Raw genomic sequence first — 17,127 nt, forward strand, 5'->3', positions numbered from 1 at the left:
ACACACGTTATCTCGTTTTGCCGAATTGAATATCGGAGCCTCGCTGTGAGCGTTCAAGCAATGTCATGGGCGCTGTCTTTGCCCACGCAAGTTCTCAAGGATGCTAGCGCACGGCACGTTCTGCTGTGCCTGGCCAACTATGCCGGATCGAACGGCACTGGCGCGTTTCCGTCAGCTTCCACTCTGGCTCAGGACACCGGTCTATCCGAGCGCACCGTGCGTTACAAGTTAGATGACTTGGAGAAGTCGGGACTGATCAAGCAGGGCAATCAGGCGATTGCTGCTGTTCACATTGATCGCCATGACCGACGCCCAGTCGTTTACGACCTTCAAATATTGCGGGGTGCAAATGCTGCACCCCGTTCGGAACGGGGTGCAAATGACGGCACGGGGTGCAATCCACAACAGAACGGGGTGCAATCTACGACAGAGCGGGGTGCAGCGGCTGCACCCAATACGTCAATTAACCATCAGGTAACCGAACAGCAGCTGCAGCGCGAGTTTTCTGGCGTGGTCGATGATCAGGATCGACAAGCTCTCGATGCTCTCGAAGATCCTCGCCAGCGCTTTTCGATGTTTGCCGACTGGGAGTTCAGCGCTAAACAGTTGGAAGACCAGCTTCGCCTGATGTGCTTGCCGATCTCATCGGCTACCGATGAGTTGATTAACTCGTTCAAAGGTTTCTTCATCGCCAAACCCGATACCCGTGACAACGCCGCCGGCTGGTGCCACCGCCTTGCCAAGTGGATCAAGCGTGATCGCGCAGTGAAGTCCGGCGACATTGAGGAAGAGATGGATGCGACCGGTGACTGGACTGCCAAGGGGGTTCGGGTATGAAATCTGCACGCGATCTTATTGCCGAACGGCGAACCGACCCTACCTACAAGCCGACGTCCGACCCAGTAGTGGCCGAGGTTGATCCATCGACCAAAGCTGTCATCGACGATTTGTTCCTGCGTCTTCGCGGTGCCTGTGGCGCATGGCGCCAGTCTTGGCCGACTGAGGCCGTGATGAACGCCTCGAAGCTTGAATGGCTCGGCGAGTTCATGCGCTCCGGGATCAACCGGATGGAGCAAATCGACCACGGCATGCGCGTCCTGAGTGCGAGTAAGTCTGCATTTGTTCCGGCGCCCGGGGTTTTCGTCAGCTGGTGCTTTGCCCCTGAAGGGCTGGGATTGCCGAGCGTCGAAAAGGCGTACGCCCAGGGTCTTCGCAACTGCCATCCCGCTATGCGTGATTCGGCCAAGTGGATGCACGCTGCGGTCTACCACGCTACTGCGGCCGCTGGTTTTCATGGCCTGCCATTGCTCTCGCGTGAACTTGGTTTGGCGAGCTTCGAGCGTCACTACTTGGCCCAGTGCAGGAAGATCTGGAAGGGTGAACCCCTAGGCTCTATCCCTATTGCTGAACTTGCTGCGCCTAAGCCTGATCGCAACCCCGAAGTGGGTAACACCGCTTTGGCCAACTTGCGCGCGATGCGTGCGGGGAGGGTAGAACGTGTGTGACCGTCGCCTTGCTGTACCCGAAATCGATACCTATCGCTTCGCAGTGTTCTGCTGCTCGTTCAAGGTCGATTTGAGTTCGCCACCTGATCACGCGCTGGCGCTGTTTGCCGACGAGGCCATGGCCAAGCGTTATGGCTCGTGGATGTGGCCGGGGACCTATGAAGTCGTTGACGTCGTGACGGGGAAGCCTTCATGCGAGTGAGCTCGAAGAAGCTTCGCGCCTCGGCAAATGGCCAAGAGTGCACCGTCCGGATGCCAGGCATCTGCAATCACAATCCAGAAACGACCGTCCTTGCGCATTTGCCTTGCGGGCGGAAGGGCATGGGCATGAAAGGCTTTGACATCGTGGCGGTGTACGCGTGCTCCGCTTGCCACGACGTGATCGACGGCCGCGCCGCCGGCGAGATCGACTGGCAGGACGTGCCGCGCGCCATCGCCGAAACCTACGAAGCCCTGATCAGGACTGGAATTCTCACCGTTAAGGGGGCCGCATGAGTACCGCCGCGGTGAAGATCACCGAAGCTGAGATCAAGCGCCAAGTGGCCGGCACCGTACAGGACGTACGCGACATCGAGAATAAGGGCCTGTACCTGCGCTTCAATAAGGCTCGAACCGGTGGCTCGTGGTACCTGGTGTTGAAGGGCAAGTGGAATCCCATCGGCACGTTCCCCGAGCTGACTCACAAACAGGTTGTAGCGGCGCTGCCGTCGCTTCGGCTGCGTCTGGCCGCCGGGGAGGGTGCGAGCCTGTCGAAGTGGACCGCTGTTGGCGAACTGCTGGACTGGTTCGCTGATCGCATGTCGCGCGATCGCAATCTGTCGACCAAACGCAAAAACACCGGCGCCTCGATCATCAAGTGCCACCTGAAACCGCGCCTCGGCGAGCTGCCCCTGATCGGCATCGACAAGGCCGCTCTCGACACCCTGCTGATGTGGCCGCTGCAGGAGACGGTTTCCATCGACTACGTGCGTTCCGCGTTTCAGCTGTTGGCCTTGTCATTCCGGCAGGCGGCCAAGCTGGGGATGATCACGCCCAACCCGATGGCAGCGATCCGGTTCAACGACTTCTCTAAGGCAAAGGTCGGCATCAAGCCGTCCCGTCTGCGCGGCGTTCAGTTGGAAGGCCTGCTCGGGCAACTGGCCGAAGTCATGAGCACCGCGCCGCTGGATTCGATGCTCGCACTGATGATGCTCTGCCATGGCACGCGGATCGGTGAAACCCGGATGGCGCGCTGGTCGCACATCAGCCTGGCCGAACGCGAATGGTTCATCCCGGCCGAGAATACGAAAACCGGTGTCGAGCATCACCTGCCCCTGACCGAGCAAGTATGCACGCTGCTGACCCGGTATCGAGAAGGCCAATACGCTCGAGGCTATGAGGGCCAGTGCCTGTTCCCGGCACGTAATGGCAAGGCGCTGGGCGAGGCTCAGGGCTGCGCCGTGTTTCGTCGACTGGGGCAGGGCGATTGGACCAGCCACGACCTGCGCAAGGTGGCGCGCACCGGTTGGGCAGACCTTGGCATCGATCACCTGATTGGTGAGCTGCTGATCAACCACGCGATGGGCCACAACGTGAAGGTTTACATCCAGTCGGACGTGATGAGCCGCAAGCGTGATGCCCTCGAGCAGTGGCACGCGCATCTAGATCAGAAAGGCTTTGCAGCGATTCACGGATTGACCGGCTTTAGATTTGAAGATTCCGGTAATTCGCTGCAAGCCACAGAACATAAGGCCCGCAAGGCCACTGAAGAAACAACCATAGGCGAGGTTTCAAAACATGCAGAAAAGGCCAGTGTCTAGCTTTAAGCGGGAACGGATCGAGCTCGAGCCTTGCTCGATCTGCAAGGGAAAAGCGGTTGTAAAAGGACTATTTCATGAGCTGGTTTGTGCTGATTGCAACGGCTCAGGTTGGGTTGTTTGGGGTAGCAAACTGGTGCTTTCTTCGGACGAGTTAGTCACTCAGTTAAGTTTCAAACTGCAGCACGCTCAGCGTGAAATTTCCGCGCTGAAAGTTTCGCCACCCATGGCTGGACCACAGAGCCAATACGAACAATCGAACCGCCTGGGAGCGGGCGGAACAAATTACACAGGGGATTGAAAGAATGATGATTCGTAAGCCAGCAGGCCGACCATTGGGGGACACCGAATACCTACTTGAGCAGTGGGGCTGGTGGAGGATGGATGGAATGGGTGTTCCTGGTTACACGTCACCGACTTTAGCGCTGATGCGACAAGCGGTAGCCCAGCCGTCTGCGAGCAAGAACTACTGCATCACGGATGACTGGGCGATTGCTATCGACAATGCAGTTGCCAGGCTCGCACATCGGGATCAACAAATGGGCGATATCATCTGGCTTTATTACGGCGCCAAATGGGCAATGGTAAAAGTCGGTAAGCATTATGGGATCAGTGAGGGTAAGGCGAGGGAGCTGGCTAGGGCAGGGGCGGCTTGGGTGGATTGTGCCGTGGGTGAAATGCGTACAGCAGCCTGAGATTTTCGCGATGCCAGGAGGACTCTGAGTCCCCCTGGCTGAGTGCTTAAAAGGCGTTGTTCCACGCCTTCGTTAAAGCATCTAACAAGGCAGGCATATTAGATTCAAAGGACTCTTTGGAAATTTCATCGCCAACAGTCTTCGCGAGTTGCTTTTTCTGGTGGCCGGACATTCCTTTGGTTTGCTCTTCACTTCGTTTCCATCCCTGCTCATCGGGGTAGCATTCTTCGAGGCTGCCAAAAGGAAGTACAACTATTTGATTTCTGCGGTGTAAGTCAATATGACCCTCAATGAATTGTTCAAATCCGGGTCTTGCTTTTTCAGTAGGTTGGTCGCATAAGATAATCGTACGTTCGTTGTAAATGCTTGTGCCCATTGGAGAGTAAGCTTTTGATATTGCATTTATGGAACGTTTTGCTTGGTGCGTATCGCCTTCGGCAGAAATGATCTGTATCGAAGGTTGATTATTATAGTGGCGCTTTATTACACGGGTCAAAAGTTCAAGTTCACTCGGTCCTTCTACAATCAGAAAATTTCTTGGTAGTAACAGATCGGCGGGGCTGCCCCCGAGTAATTCGTAGATTATATAAGGCTTATCATTCTCGTCTGTTTTAAAGATTTCCGTTTTGCAATCATGCTTTTCTGTCTTGAATACTGACTCGCGACTGCTTGAGTCGGCGACGAAGACCGATGAGTGTGTACTGATCACAACTTGATCAAGGGTTGAACTCAGCTCTAATAAAACATCTTTTAGCTTTCTTTGGGCCGTGGGGTGGAGGTGCAATTCTGCTTCATCAATGAAGAATAAAAAGGATTTTCCCGCGTCCTCTCTCGCTTTGCGATAGTCGGCATATGCCTGGATGATTGCGAGCATCAATGCTCGCTGCATCCCGTCTCCTTTTTCACTTGCGTAGGTCTCGATCCCATCATCGACAACTGTTTCGAACTTCTTCAATAGATCGCTAAACTCCGGGGATAGAACTTCAAAGTAAACCTTGGAGCACTCGGAGAACTGCTTTTCGAGATGGCTTTTTACGGAGTGTCCCAAAGCCTTGAAATGAGCATTAACGGCAGAATCTTCGGCGTTAAATAGGTCGTCGAAGGTGTTGCGAAACATTTTGTATTTTGGGTCGTCATTTAATATTTCTTCTATGACAGATGAGAGCATAATTCCAACAGCGCTTTTTTGGTTATATTTTGTGAATTCTTCATAATATTGGCGGGTGTGGATGTACTCAAACTTAGGGAGGAAATCATTGAGGGCTGGGTCAAATCCGGTGGGGTTTTTTTTGATTTCACCATTGATTTCCACTACGCGTTTTTTTGGCTCTGAACTTTGTCTTGTAACGACTATGTTATCTGCGCCAGATAGGAAGTTCTGGATTTTTGTCCGATTGGCTTCGTTTATCATGTTCTCGGCGCCATGTTGAGCGCCTGAGAACTCTAAGCTCACAATGATCTCTCTCCCTGCCTCTCGCTGGTACTTCATATCGCTAGTAAGACCGGAGCCGGTATAAAACCAAGCTATTGCCTCAAAAAAATTGGTTTTTCCTGTGTTGTTTTGGCCTATCAAAATATTGAAGTCGGAGAGGGTCAAATGCGCATTTTCAATAGATCTGAAATTTTCAATTTTAACGCTTACGATTTTCATATTGCCTCCATGCCAAAACGGAAACAGAAAAGTGCGATGCAGGAGTCAACGATAGCCTATAGGTGGTTTTTTGCTTGCCTATCCGCCTCGCGGTACAAAATCTTCTGTTGCCATCGAGATTTATACGGATAAGAAGACAAAAAACACTTTTCCGCACGGAATAGGTTTGTTTTTATAGCAGCGTGAACTGCTGTGAACGCAGCGAGACGCTTTCGAAACCCGGCCAATGAGTCGGGTTCTTTATACCTACTTACAAGCCCCGCCATTGAGCGGGGCTTTATCGTTTTCGGCCCCATGCCTGCCTCTTTGCCCTGCGCGGATGACAGTGACATGGAGGCCGAACCTATTCGAGGACTACAGATGAGCACCGAGCAACAAGCTCTCGCGGATGTGCCCCTTTGGCTTTTGATCCTGCTGAGCATGGCGGGCCTGTCGGGGGAAATGCTGAGGGCGTCAGGAAGCGACCTTGCTCTTCGGCAAATCCTGCAACGAGTGGCTTTGCGATTTCTCGCATCTGGTCTGCTGGGTATGGCGACGTTGCTGCTAGCGATGGCGCTCTGGAACAACCTCTACCTGGCTGCTGGATTGGGCATCGTCATTGCGGTGATTGGTGCCGATGTAGCCGGTGGTTTGTACACCCGGTTCTTGGCAAAGAAGGCAGGTATTCAAGTCGACGAGTAGGTCGCTGACGATCAAATACTCCAGGGAGATCGGTCAATGCAGGTCCGCGTGATAGGCGATGACGGGAAGGAGTTGTCTGTCAAAAGTGAGACCCGACCTGACCTGGCGCTGACATCGCCGGGGACCCTGAGGTTATCTGAAGGGTACGGGGTCGGAAACCCGCGGGAAAGCGTTAGCCACAGGGCTGGAAAGTTAGTTGACAGCGGTTGACAGGTTGACAAGAAATTCTGTGTTTCCAGCGACAGAGTTCGCATGTTCCAAACAGTGTTTTTTAGTGAAGTCCCCCCCGGTTCTATTGGGCTGTAGGCTTTTTCATGACTGTTCATTTTCTTAAACAGCAGCCCCGGCGCAATGGTCAGAAGGCTTGTCAACTAAGCCGGGTTAGTTGACAGGCTTAACAAGCCACGACGATGGAGGCCGCATGGCTTTTGTAACTCGCAAGGAGTACTGCGAGCTGAAGGGGTGGTCTCGGCAGTACGTTGGCAAGCTGGTCAAGAGTCAACGACTGGTTCTGAATGCTGCCGGGAAGATTGATGTAGAGGCCAGCGAGCGGCTTCTGGCCATGACGAGCGACCCGAGCAAGGCCGGCGTCGCCGCTCGACATGAGCGCAATCGTCCGAAACGGGATGATCAGCCACCTCTGGAAATAGTCATCGCAGACTTTGTAGATGACCCCTCTGGTGGGGTACCCGACTTTCAAAAGTCACGCGCGCTTCGTGAGCACTACCTGTCGCTTCAGGAAAAAAACAACTTCCTTAAAGCCCAAGGCACCTTGGTAGAGCGCAAAGCGGTCGAAGATGCGGCCTATAACGCCGGTCGCTTACTGCGCGATCTTTTGCTTGGAATGGCTCCGCAGCTCGCGCCTGAGCTGGCCTCGCTGTCTGATCCATGGCAAATCGAAAAGCGTCTGACGTCGGCTTTACGACAAACACTGGAAGATGCTGAGCGGCTGTCAGCAGCAGATCTACAACAAGCCATTACCCCGAGCTAAACCTATGTCCTTAGAAATGTCGAACGGTGCGACGGTGTACCGCGAAGCGTATTTCCGTGGGCAGCGACCAGAGCCAGATGTCTGGATTGATCAGTGGGCCGACGAGTACATGCGCATTCCGCGCGACACGGGTGCGGCCGAGCCTGGTCAATACCACACTTCGCGCACCCCTTATGCGCGTGAGCCGATGCGCTGTCTGTCACCTGCCCACCCGTGCAAGCGCGTGGTGACCATGGTGGCCTCGCAGTTGATGAAAACGCAGATCGCCTTGAACTGGATCGGCGGGCTGATCCATATGGCACCGTCCAACATCCTCACGTTGTTGCCCAGCCTGGGGTTGGCCAAGCGGGTATCGTCGCGGATTGGTAAAACCATCAAGGCGACGCCGGTGCTTCGTGAGCGCGTGGCGTCCAACCGCTCGCGAGATGCGCGCAACACCATGGACACGAAGGAGTTCGAGGGTGGTTCGCTGTACATCACCACGGCCGGTTCTGCGGCCAACCTGGCGGAGCTTTCCGCACGCTACATCTACGGCGACGAGGTTGATCGCTGGAGTGTCGACGTGGGCGAAGAGGGCGACCCGGTCGAACTGGCCGAGACTCGCGGCAGTACGTTCGGCCGTAACGCAAAATTTTACTTTTCCAGTTCGCCGACGGTCAGGGGGGCGTCCCGGATCGCTGATCTGTTTGAGGTCAGCGATCAGCGTTACTACTACGTGCCGTGCCCAACCTGTGAACACATGCAGGTTCTGGAGTGGGAGCGTTTGCATTACTCGGCGGATTTTCAGGTTGTGCATTACCAGTGTGCCGGCCCCGACTGCGACGTACTGATCGAGGAGCGCTATAAGGGCGAAATGCTGGCGAAAGGGGAGTGGCGAGCACACACCCAAGGCGATGGCGAAACCATTGGTTTTAACTTGAATGCGTTGTACTCGCCGCCCGGATGGACCGGTTGGGCCTCGTTGGCCAAGCAATTCGAGAAGGCTAAAAAGGCTCAGGCCAAAGGCGATCTGGAGCCGATGCAGGTGTTTTATAACACTCGTCTGGCCAAGGTCTGGGATAGCGCTCAGGAGCAAACCTCGGCCGATGTGCTGAAGGATCGGGCGCGGCTGGAAAGCTACGGGCTTGGCTCAATGCCCGACGGCGTGTTGATGCTGACCGCTTCTGTTGACACCCAAGCCAACCGCCTGGAACTGATGGTGATGGGTTGGGGTGCTGGCATGGAGCGCTGGGTGGTCGACTTTCAAGTGATCTCCGGCGACCCTGCCGATGAGCGCACCTGGGTGGCGCTGGATGAGTTACTCAAGGCCCGTTACCGACACCCTTGTGGTGCTGAGCTGATGATCATGGCGACTGCGGTCGACTCCGGTGGTAACCATACGGATGAGGTCTATCAGTTCTGTCGTATGCGCCGCTGGCGCAGCGTGTTCGCCATCAAGGGGGCGAGCAAGCGGGGCCGGCCGGTGATCGCGCAGCGACCTTCGATGGTCGACGTGACATGGAAGGGACTGACTGAACGGCATGGCGCCGAGCTATGGATTGTCGGTACCGACACGGCGAAGGACTGGATCTACAACCGCTATGCATTCGACACCGGCCCGGGAGCGCTGCACTTTGCCAACGACCTGCCGGATGACTTTTTCGCCCAGTGTGTGGCTGAGCGCAAAGTTACCCGTTACGTCAGGGGGCATAAACGCATTGAATGGACCAAGGGCAAGTCCGAGCGCAACGAAGCGCTCGACCTGTTGGTTTACAACCTGGCCATGGCCCATTACCTCGGCATCAATCGCTACCAAGATCACGATTGGGCGAGGATTCGGCAGGCGGTCATCCAGTCGGCTTCGGGCGATAGTGGCCAACCCGTTCAGAGCGAGCGGCTCAGCCGGCCAGTCGAAACACCGGCAGCACCACAGGCGCCGCAACCCGCCGTGAAACCACGTCCGACAACGGCCCCCCCACAACGCCGCAGCTCCACCAGTGGCTACCTGAAGAGACGCTGATATGTCATTTACGAAAAAGCACCTCGACGCGGTTGAGGCGGCCATTGCTCGCGGTGAGAAAACTGTGCGCTACACCGACCGTACCGTGGAATACCGCACGGTCGATGAACTGCTCGCGGCGCGCGCGGAAATACGCTCGTCGCTGGCACGCGACGCCGGGCCACGTTCGCGCGTGGTCCGCCTTTATCACGGGGGCAAGGGACTTTAATGGCCCGACATTTTCCGACGTTGACCCGTAACGGCTTTGTGCTGCCGTCCAACATCAAGGCCAGTTACGAAGGCGCTGGTGAAGGCCGCCGATCCGCTAACTGGGATGCTCCCGACAACGGGATCAACAGCATCAACACCCCGGCACTGCGCAATTTGCGGTCGCGCTCCCGGGCAGCTGTTCGCAATGACCCGTATGCCTTCAACGTCATCGACAAGCGCGTCAGCAACCTGATCGGCACCGGCATCACCCCTCGGCCAGCGACCGATGATGATGCCCTGCGCAAGCTGCTGCAGGAGTTGTGGAGCGATTGGGTTGATGAATCTGATGCGGATGACCGCACCGACTTTTACGGCCAGCAGGCGCTGGTGGCGCGCACGGTGGAAACATCGGGTGAATGCTTTGTTCGCTTGCGTCCTCGCAGTCGGGACGAAGGCTTGGCGGTTCCGCTGCAGTTGCAGATTCTGGCGCCGGAGTTCGTGCCGCACGACAAATTCGAGAGCACCAAGAACGGCAACGTCATCCGCGCCGGCATCGAGTTCACGCCCGGCGGCAAGCGGGTAGCGTATTGGATGTACCTGTCGCACCCGCGTGATGCGGCCTCGTTGAACGCCGGCTACAACCAGCTAGTGCGCGTCCCGGCCGCGCAGGTGCTGCACATCTTCGAACCGGTCGAACCTGGCCAGTTGCGCGGTGTGCCGCGATTGTCGCCGGTTCTGAAACGGCTACGCAGTCTGGACAACTACGACGACGCGGTGCTGTTCCGTCAGGAGGTGGCCAACCTGTTCGCCGGTTTCATCACGCGCCCGCCGCCGGACGCGGGTCCGGCTCCACGCGATCCGGTCACTGGTGCGTTATTGGATCTGGACCGCGACGGCTTCACGCCCATGGTTGCGCTCGAACCCGGCACCATGCAGGAACTCGGTCCGGGCGAAGAGGTGGAATTTTCCAAACCGCCGGATGCGGGCAACAACTACCCGGACTTCATGCGTCAGCAGTTGATGGCTGCAGCGGCGGGTAGCGGTACGCCTTACGAGATCCTCACCGGCGACATGCGCGGAATCAACGACCGAGCGCTGCGGGTTGTACTCAACGAGTTTCGGCGCCGCCTGGAACAACTCCAATTCAGCGTGTACGTCCATCAACTTTGCCGTCCGGTGCGGGCCGCGTGGATGGACATGGCGGTGCTTTCGGGTGTTCTGGTGCTGGACGATTACGCACAGAAGCGCCGCCAGTACCTGCGCACTCGCTGGGTACCGCAAGGCTGGGCCTACATCCAGCCGGTGCAGGACGTGCAGGCGCGAGCGATGGAGGTGAGAGCCGGTTTTTCGTCGCGCAGCGAGATGGTCTTGCGTACCGGCTACGACGCCGAAACGGTCGATCTGGAAAACGCTGCCGATCTGGCGCGGGCCACCGCATTGGGCCTCAACTACAACACCCTGGATGCCGTCGAAGACACCGACGACAAGGAGCAACCATGAGCAAGAGCGCGAAACCGCGTATTTACAACCGCGCCGGCAAACGCGTCGAGGTCAAGGACAAGACCTGGTATGCCGTTAATGCCAGCGGCGAAGCGGCCGATCGAGTGATCGAAGTTTTCGTCTATGGCGAGATCGGCGCGTGGGGTATCACTGCCAATCAGTTCGTGCAGGATCTGCGCGCTCTGGATGACGGTGTGTCGCCGGTAGTCGCCGCGTTCAACAGCATCGGTGGCGATCTGTTCGATGGTCTGGCCATGCACAACGCGCTGTCGCGGCTGGGCGAGCGCTGCACCGGCCGGATCGATGCACTGGCCGCCAGTGCGGCCAGTGTGGCCGTGTGCGGTGCACACCGCGTAGTCATCGCGGCGAACGCCATGCTGATGATTCATAACCCCTACACCTATACAGGCGGGGACGCTGAGGACTTTCGCCGGGTCGCTGATGTGCTGGATCAAACCTTGGAGGCGATCATTGCGGCCTATAAGGCCAAGGCGCCCAACATCGACGACGCGGAACTGCGGCGAATGGTTAATGCAGAAACCTGGCTGACTGCCAATGAAGCATTGGCCCTCGGTCTGGCTGATGAAGTCGGCGACGGCATCAAAGTCAAAGCGTGCCTCGGTCAAGGCGCGGTGCTGCAACGATTCCAGAACGCACCGGCTGATTTGCTGGCCCAGCTCGACGAGGCACCCGAGCCGGATCCGGATCTTGATCCTGTCGATCCGCCGCCGGTGCCGCCCGTTGTGGCCTCGGCCAAGTTGGCATTGATGGTCACTCAGCGCTGCACGGCGGCGGGCATCAGCAACCTGATCGAGCCGCTGCTCAAGTCCACCCAGCTTGAAAGTGAAGAGATCGTTTTGGCGGGTCTGGAGCGCGCCAAGGCGATTAACGACCTCTGCGTGGCCGCGCGGCTGCCGGAATTCAGCGCCGAGTATGTCGCGGCAGGTCTGGATGCCCCGGCGGTGCGGGCGCGTCTGTTCGACAAGATTGTCACCAGCGGTAAGGGCTTTGAAATCGACAACAGTCTGCCGCTGGCGGACGACCTGGCGCCCAAGGTGCTGGCCAAACAACCTGACCCCAACTCGATTTGGGCTGCTCGCCAAGCGGCTCAAACTGGAACCGCGCGCGGCGCGAAAGGAGCATGAGCATGAACATCAAACGGGAACCGATGCACGCAGGTGAATTCCTGCTGTCCGAAGGCGCCGGAAACATTTCGCGGGAAACGATCAATGTCGCCGCTGGCCCGGCACTGAATTCGGGCCAAGTCCTCGGGCTGGTGACGGCCACGGGCGAGTTTGCGCCGTATGATCCGGCCGCCGAAGACGGCACCCAATCTGCTATCGCGATCCTTTACGGGCCGTTGGGTGAGTCGGACATCGTGCGCCGTGGTCGCGCGGTGGCACGCATGGCTGAGGTCAGCGAAGCGCACCTGACAGGGCTGGACCCTGAAGCCGAAAAAGATCTGGCGGCTCATTTCCTGATCGTCCGCTAAGACGTTTCCTTCTTTATATGCATCCCGCCGCGTGCGGGATTTTTCGTTTCTGGAGAGTACCCATGGCCGATATCGCCATTTTTGAAGACGAAGCGTTTACCGTTACCTCGCTGACCGCTGCACTCAATGATCAACCCTACCTGCCGGGCCGCATCAGCGCCTTGGGCCTGTTCCGCGAGGAAGGCATTACCACCCTGACCGTGCAGATTGAAAAGGACGGTGACACCCTGGCACTGGTGCCGGCCGGTGAGCGCGGTGGTTCTGGCCTGGTGGTTGCTGCGAGCAAGCGCAACCTGATCCCGTTCAACACCGTGCACCTGCCGGAGCGTTTCACCATCAAGGCGGATGAGATCCAAGGCATCCGCGCCTTCGGCACTCGCACTGAGCTGCAGGCGGTGCAGGACGTGGTCAATGCGCGGCTGGCTAAGGCGCGTCGTCAGTTGGACGCCACCCACGAATTCCAGCGCATGGGCGCACTCAACGGCCAGATCCTCGACGCTGATGGTTCGACGGTGCTGCTGGACTTGTTTGAGCGCTTCGGTGTGCAACGTCAGAAGATGTCCATGGGGCTGACTGAAGCCGGTACCGAGCTGCGGGTCAAGTGCGGTGAGGCGCTGGACATGCAGGAGGATGCGCTGGGCAGCGTGACCAGTACCGGTTCGCGCGCTTTCTGCGGCAAGAACTTCTGGAACAAGCTGATTGTTCACAAGTCGGTCAAAGAGACCTACCTCAACAGTCAGCAAGCGGCAGCGCTGCGTGGCGACGCCCGGGAAAGCTTCGAGTTCGGCGGCATCATCTGGGAGCGCTACCGTGGCAAGGTGGCCGGCGTGTCTTTCGTCCACGACGATAAGGCGCTGCTGGTTCCCGAAGGCGTGCCCGATCTGTACATCTCGGTGTTTGCACCGGCCGACTACATGGAAACGGTCAACACTCAGGGCATTCCGTACTACAGCATGATCGAGCCGCTACCCTTCAACAAAGGCATGGCCGGTGAAGCGCAGTCCAACCCACTGCACCTGTGCACTCGACCGCGTGCCCAGATCCTGCTGGAACTCTGACCGTGGGCTTTCGCGATCTGATCGCCGAGGTCGACGCGGTGGTGTTCGAAACGCTGGGCGACACCGCACGGATCGAGGGTCGCGAAGAGCCAGTGCTCGGCATGTTTGCCGCGCCCTGGCTGCAACCCAAGTTCGGCAAGCTCAACACCGGGTTGCGTGAGCCTCGCTTCGAGATTCGCGTCAGCGATTCGCATGGTCTGGAACAGGGAATGCGGGTCAGCGTTGACCTGCCTGCCTTGGACGGCGGCGGTGACTACGACCTGATCCAGCTCGAACCGAGCGGTGACGGGCTGGTCGCCCTGATTCTGAGGTTACGGCCATGAGCGTCGGCAGCTATTTCAAACCCTCGGCCGGGGGCGGGATGATCTCCATCCAGTCCTCGGCCGCAGACTTTCAGGCGTTTCAGGACTTTGCCAAGGTGGTGCCGAAAGCGGCTGCGGCGGCGCATCGGCGCGCGATCAACAAGACGTTGGGTAGGTTGCGCACGCACATCGCCCGAGCCGTCAGCCGGTCAGAGCGCATTGCCGTAGCGGCGGTGCGTCAGCGGTTGCGCAGCTATCCAGTTTCCGGGGCGGCCGCGAGCGGCAAACTGTGGTTCGGGTTGAACACCATCGAATCCAGCCGGATCGGCCGGGCGCGGCAGACCGGCAGTGGTGTGTCGGTGGCGGGGCGGCGTTACGAAGGTGCCTTTCTCAAGAAGGTCTACGGCAACAAGCCCGACATCTGGATCCGCACGGCCAGCAAGCATTTCAACGCGGACGACTACCCGGACAGCACGGTGTCACCCGGTCGCGGGCCGAGTTCGGGTTGGGTCGCTGAAAACGGTAGTCGTTTCCCGCTGGCCAAAGCCAAGGTGTCGCTTGAGCAAGCCCGGCCGCATTTCGACAGCTGGGTCAAAAAGGCAGACGAGATCCTGTTGGCGATTCTCAAACAAGAACTCAACTTTGAGCTGCAGAAATACCTCAAGAGGATCGGCAATGTCTGACGAACCGTTCAGCCTGGACCAGCTTTATCGGGCGGTAGAACAGCATCTGCGTACCCACTTGCCGGGCGTGCAGACCGTCACCGCTTGGCCAGACATTAAGGATCGCGTGTCGCTGCCGGCGGTGTTTCTGGAAGTGGCCGAGATTGAGCCGGGTACCGATATCGGCACCGGCGAAACCTCGCTGGTCTGCAAGTTCGAGGCGCGAATCATCGTTGACCCGATCAAGGCGCACCATCATCAACAGGCCGTGCAATTGGCGACGCAGTTGGCGGTGCTGCTGCGTTCGCAGACGTGGGGGTTGCCAGTTGAACCCGCCGAGTTTGTGCAATCGCTGCAGGACTGGACCCAGCCGCACCTGGATGGATACACCGTGTGGCTGGTGGAGTGGACGCAGCAAGTCTATCTCGGCCCGGAGGAATGGCTCTGGCCTGACGAGCCGCCGGGCATGTTGCTCATCGGATTCAACAACGACGCCAAAGAGGACTTTGTCCCTGCGGAGGATGTGTGAGCAGCTACGCGAGCGCCCAGCATGACCGCATGATCGCCGGGGCGGTAAAGGCTTGCTACGTGGTAGCGGTGGATCTGTCCGCTTCGCCGCCGGTATGTCGCGTGTCGGATGGCAGTGATTGGGTCAGCGCTTGGGTGCGCTGGCACAGCATCGCCGCCGGCAAGGCTAGGCACTGGCGGGCGCCGTCTTTGGGCGAGCAGGGCAGTTTGATCAGTCCCAGCGGTGACGTGTCACAAGGCACGTTTGTCCCGGGCCTGTATGGCAATGCCGGACCCCCGCCAGACAACCGCGACCATGTCGAGGTCTGGCGTTTTGATGATGGCGGCTCGCTGATCTACGACTGGCAGGCCAAGAGCTACACCATCACCCTGCCGAGCGGTACGGTCAGCATTAAAGTGGCCAGCACGGAAGCGGTCGTCACCGATGCCGCCGTGAGCGTGACCACCGGCAACATCAACCTGAAAGCGGCGGTGATGATCGACGGCGCGTTGCATGTCACCAAGGGCATCACCAGTGCCGGCGCAATCATCGACGCCACCGGCAACAGCAACCACCACACGCATTAATTCATTCACCACAGCCCGCCCAGTGCGGGCTTTTTCATGCCTGGAGAACCACATGGCCAAGATCGATACGACCTCAACCGATGCGCAAACGTCCTCGGAACCGGCATTGTCATCCCTAACTTACTCATCGCCCGAATTCTTGAAATTCCGCGACAAGCTCTACACGTCGCGACTGGTGATCGTGCCCGGTACTGACCGTTCCTATCCGGTGGAGAAGGCGACGGTCGTGGTGCCGGCCTCTGACATCGAGGCGGTCAAGTTCCTGAAAGCCAGCGAAGAATACGAGCCGTTCAAGGAGTGACATAGATGATCGGAATGGATCGCCACACCGGCCAACCCATCTCCGGCATCAAGCATCTGCGGCAATCCATTGCTGACATCTTGAGCACGCCGCTGGGCAGTCGCCGACACCGCATGGAGTACGGCAGCAAGCTGCGGCGGTTTGTCGATTTGCCCGTTAACGAGGGCTGGAAAAGCGCCGTGCAGGCTGAGGTCGCCCGCGCTTTGGGGCGCTGGGAGCCACGTTTGAAGCTCGACCAGGTGCGTGTCCTCTCCGTCATTGGCGGGCAAATCAATCTGCAAATCGTCGGGACGTACCTGGGCGACAGTGTCACGTTGGAGGTGGCCGCATGAGTACCGTTGATCTGTCGTCGTTGCCGGCACCGACCGTGTTGGAGCCTTTGGACTTTGAAGAGGTTTATCAGGACGGGCTGGGCGTGTTTCGCGGTTACATGGGCGGCAACTGGACGGCCGCGCTGGAAAGCGATCCAGTGGTCAAGACGCTTGAGGTCGGGGCTTATATCAAGGTCGGCAACCGCGCCCGGGTCAATGACGCCGGCAAGGCGTTATTACTGGCGCATGCCATTGGCGGTGACCTCGATCACCTGGGTGCGAACGTCAATTTGAAACGCCTGGTGATTCAGGTGGCGGATCTGCAAGCGGTGCCACCGGTGCCCGAGGTCATGGAAGACGACGACCCGTTTCGCGAGCGTATCCAGTTGGCCTATGAGGGGTTGACCACGGCCGGCCCGCGTAACAGCTACATCCTGCATGCGCGTAACGCCTCGGGGCTGGTGGCAGATGCCACGGCCGAAAGCCCGAAGCCTTGCTACGTTACGGTAACGGTGCTGGGGTTGGACGGGGAGGGCGAAGCGCCGCCGGAGCTGTTGGCGACGGTGAACGCGGCGCTGAATGACGAAAACGTTCGCCCGGTCGGTGATCGGGTGACCGTGCAGAGTGCGCAGGTGATCCGCTACGAGATTGACGCCATCTTGCATATGGCCGGCGCCGGCCCGGAAGCGGATGCCAGTTTGGCCGAGGCCAAGAGCCGCTTGGCAGCCTGGATCAATCCACGTAAGCGGCTGGGCGTCGAGGTCGCACGCTCTGCTGTTGACGCTCAGTTGCACGTTGCCGGCGTTGCCCGGGTCGAGTTGGTCGGGTGGCAGGACTTGGCCCCGACCAAGGCTCAAGCGGCGTTCTGCACGCGCTACAACGTGAGGCTGGCGGGCTGA

At 58.4% G+C, this 17,127-nt stretch carries 22 protein-coding genes; 21 read left to right on the plus strand and 1 reads right to left on the minus strand.

Annotation, left to right across the window (positions count from 1 at the left end; translation table 11 throughout):
• The first annotated feature begins 60 nt into the window (after positions 1 to 60).
• The 6 genes from NE357_RS12940 to NE357_RS12965 all read left to right on the plus strand — a co-directional run bounded on the left by NE357_RS12940 (position 61) and on the right by NE357_RS12965 (position 3,996).
• Positions 61 to 837: a helix-turn-helix domain-containing protein gene (locus NE357_RS12940; protein ID WP_169432631.1), complete on the plus strand. Its 777-nt coding sequence runs from the start codon at positions 61 to 63 to the stop codon at positions 835 to 837.
• Positions 834 to 1,505 (plus strand): replication protein P, encoded by a 672-nt coding sequence (locus tag NE357_RS12945; protein WP_169430186.1) that lies wholly within the window; start codon positions 834 to 836, stop codon positions 1,503 to 1,505. Before NE357_RS12940 ends, NE357_RS12945 begins: the two co-directional genes overlap by 4 nt.
• A complete protein-coding gene (locus tag NE357_RS12950; protein WP_150775389.1) occupies positions 1,498 to 1,707 on the plus strand; it encodes a hypothetical protein in 210 nt (69 codons plus the stop codon). Before NE357_RS12945 ends, NE357_RS12950 begins: the two co-directional genes overlap by 8 nt.
• Entirely contained in the window at positions 1,698 to 2,000 is a 303-nt protein-coding gene (locus NE357_RS12955; protein WP_169430187.1) for a nuclease domain-containing protein, read from the plus strand. The genes NE357_RS12950 and NE357_RS12955 overlap by 10 nt, the downstream gene beginning before the upstream one ends.
• Positions 1,997 to 3,304, plus strand: a complete 1,308-nt coding sequence (locus NE357_RS12960) for a tyrosine-type recombinase/integrase (protein ID WP_169430188.1) — start codon at positions 1,997 to 1,999, stop codon at positions 3,302 to 3,304. Before NE357_RS12955 ends, NE357_RS12960 begins: the two co-directional genes overlap by 4 nt.
• 302 nt (positions 3,305 to 3,606) lie before the next feature.
• Entirely contained in the window at positions 3,607 to 3,996 is a 390-nt protein-coding gene (locus tag NE357_RS12965) for an antiterminator Q family protein (RefSeq protein WP_169430189.1), read from the plus strand.
• A 46-nt stretch (positions 3,997 to 4,042) separates the two neighbouring features.
• On the opposite strand, the gene NE357_RS12970 is transcribed toward NE357_RS12965, so the two are convergent.
• The gene (locus NE357_RS12970) at positions 4,043 to 5,647 is read right to left on the minus strand and encodes an ATP-dependent nuclease (RefSeq protein ID WP_169430190.1); all 1,605 of its coding nucleotides are present in this window, start codon (positions 5,645 to 5,647) and stop codon (positions 4,043 to 4,045) included.
• Positions 5,648 to 6,007: 360 nt separating this feature from the next.
• Between NE357_RS12970 and NE357_RS12975 the strand changes: the two genes are divergently transcribed.
• The 15 genes from NE357_RS12975 (at position 6,008) to NE357_RS13045 (ending at position 17,127) form a co-directional block, all read left to right on the plus strand.
• Positions 6,008 to 6,328, plus strand: a complete 321-nt coding sequence (locus tag NE357_RS12975) for a phage holin family protein (protein ID WP_169430191.1) — start codon at positions 6,008 to 6,010, stop codon at positions 6,326 to 6,328.
• 421 nt (positions 6,329 to 6,749) lie between these two features.
• Positions 6,750 to 7,319 carry a terminase small subunit gene (locus NE357_RS12980; protein WP_169430192.1) on the plus strand — a complete coding sequence of 190 codons (570 nt, stop codon included), beginning with the start codon at positions 6,750 to 6,752 and terminating at the stop codon, positions 7,317 to 7,319.
• 4 nt (positions 7,320 to 7,323) lie between these two features.
• Entirely contained in the window at positions 7,324 to 9,318 is a 1,995-nt protein-coding gene (locus tag NE357_RS12985) for a phage terminase large subunit family protein (protein ID WP_169430193.1), read from the plus strand.
• Between the two features lies 1 nt (position 9,319).
• Positions 9,320 to 9,526 carry a phage head-tail joining protein gene (locus tag NE357_RS12990; RefSeq protein ID WP_064596156.1) on the plus strand — a complete coding sequence of 69 codons (207 nt, stop codon included), beginning with the start codon at positions 9,320 to 9,322 and terminating at the stop codon, positions 9,524 to 9,526.
• Complete coding sequence (locus NE357_RS12995) at positions 9,526 to 11,007, plus strand: phage portal protein (protein WP_169430194.1); 1,482 nt, start codon at positions 9,526 to 9,528, stop codon at positions 11,005 to 11,007. The genes NE357_RS12990 and NE357_RS12995 overlap by 1 nt, the downstream gene beginning before the upstream one ends.
• Complete coding sequence (locus tag NE357_RS13000; protein WP_169430195.1) at positions 11,004 to 12,152, plus strand: head maturation protease, ClpP-related; 1,149 nt, start codon at positions 11,004 to 11,006, stop codon at positions 12,150 to 12,152. The genes NE357_RS12995 and NE357_RS13000 overlap by 4 nt, the downstream gene beginning before the upstream one ends.
• Positions 12,153 to 12,154: 2 nt before the next feature.
• On the plus strand, positions 12,155 to 12,499 hold the full coding sequence (locus tag NE357_RS13005) for a head decoration protein (protein ID WP_169430196.1): 345 nt from the start codon (positions 12,155 to 12,157) through the stop codon (positions 12,497 to 12,499).
• Between the two features lie 62 nt (positions 12,500 to 12,561).
• Entirely contained in the window at positions 12,562 to 13,557 is a 996-nt protein-coding gene (locus tag NE357_RS13010) for a major capsid protein (RefSeq protein ID WP_169430197.1), read from the plus strand.
• Positions 13,558 to 13,559: 2 nt separating this feature from the next.
• Positions 13,560 to 13,880: a head-tail joining protein gene (locus tag NE357_RS13015; protein WP_169430198.1), complete on the plus strand. Its 321-nt coding sequence runs from the start codon at positions 13,560 to 13,562 to the stop codon at positions 13,878 to 13,880.
• The gene (locus tag NE357_RS13020; RefSeq protein ID WP_169430199.1) at positions 13,877 to 14,542 is read left to right on the plus strand and encodes a hypothetical protein; all 666 of its coding nucleotides are present in this window, start codon (positions 13,877 to 13,879) and stop codon (positions 14,540 to 14,542) included. The genes NE357_RS13015 and NE357_RS13020 overlap by 4 nt, the downstream gene beginning before the upstream one ends.
• Positions 14,535 to 15,050 carry a hypothetical protein gene (locus NE357_RS13025; RefSeq protein WP_169430200.1) on the plus strand — a complete coding sequence of 172 codons (516 nt, stop codon included), beginning with the start codon at positions 14,535 to 14,537 and terminating at the stop codon, positions 15,048 to 15,050. Before NE357_RS13020 ends, NE357_RS13025 begins: the two co-directional genes overlap by 8 nt.
• A 29-nt stretch (positions 15,051 to 15,079) precedes the next feature.
• On the plus strand, positions 15,080 to 15,616 hold the full coding sequence (locus tag NE357_RS13030; protein WP_169432632.1) for a phage baseplate assembly protein V: 537 nt from the start codon (positions 15,080 to 15,082) through the stop codon (positions 15,614 to 15,616).
• Positions 15,617 to 15,668: 52 nt separating this feature from the next.
• Positions 15,669 to 15,917: a hypothetical protein gene (locus NE357_RS13035; RefSeq protein WP_169430201.1), complete on the plus strand. Its 249-nt coding sequence runs from the start codon at positions 15,669 to 15,671 to the stop codon at positions 15,915 to 15,917.
• Positions 15,918 to 15,922: 5 nt separating this feature from the next.
• Positions 15,923 to 16,249 (plus strand): GPW/gp25 family protein, encoded by a 327-nt coding sequence (locus NE357_RS13040; RefSeq protein WP_169430202.1) that lies wholly within the window; start codon positions 15,923 to 15,925, stop codon positions 16,247 to 16,249.
• Entirely contained in the window at positions 16,246 to 17,127 is an 882-nt protein-coding gene (locus tag NE357_RS13045; protein ID WP_169430203.1) for a baseplate assembly protein, read from the plus strand. The genes NE357_RS13040 and NE357_RS13045 overlap by 4 nt, the downstream gene beginning before the upstream one ends.

The organism is Pseudomonas sp. G7(2022) (assembly GCF_052660475.1).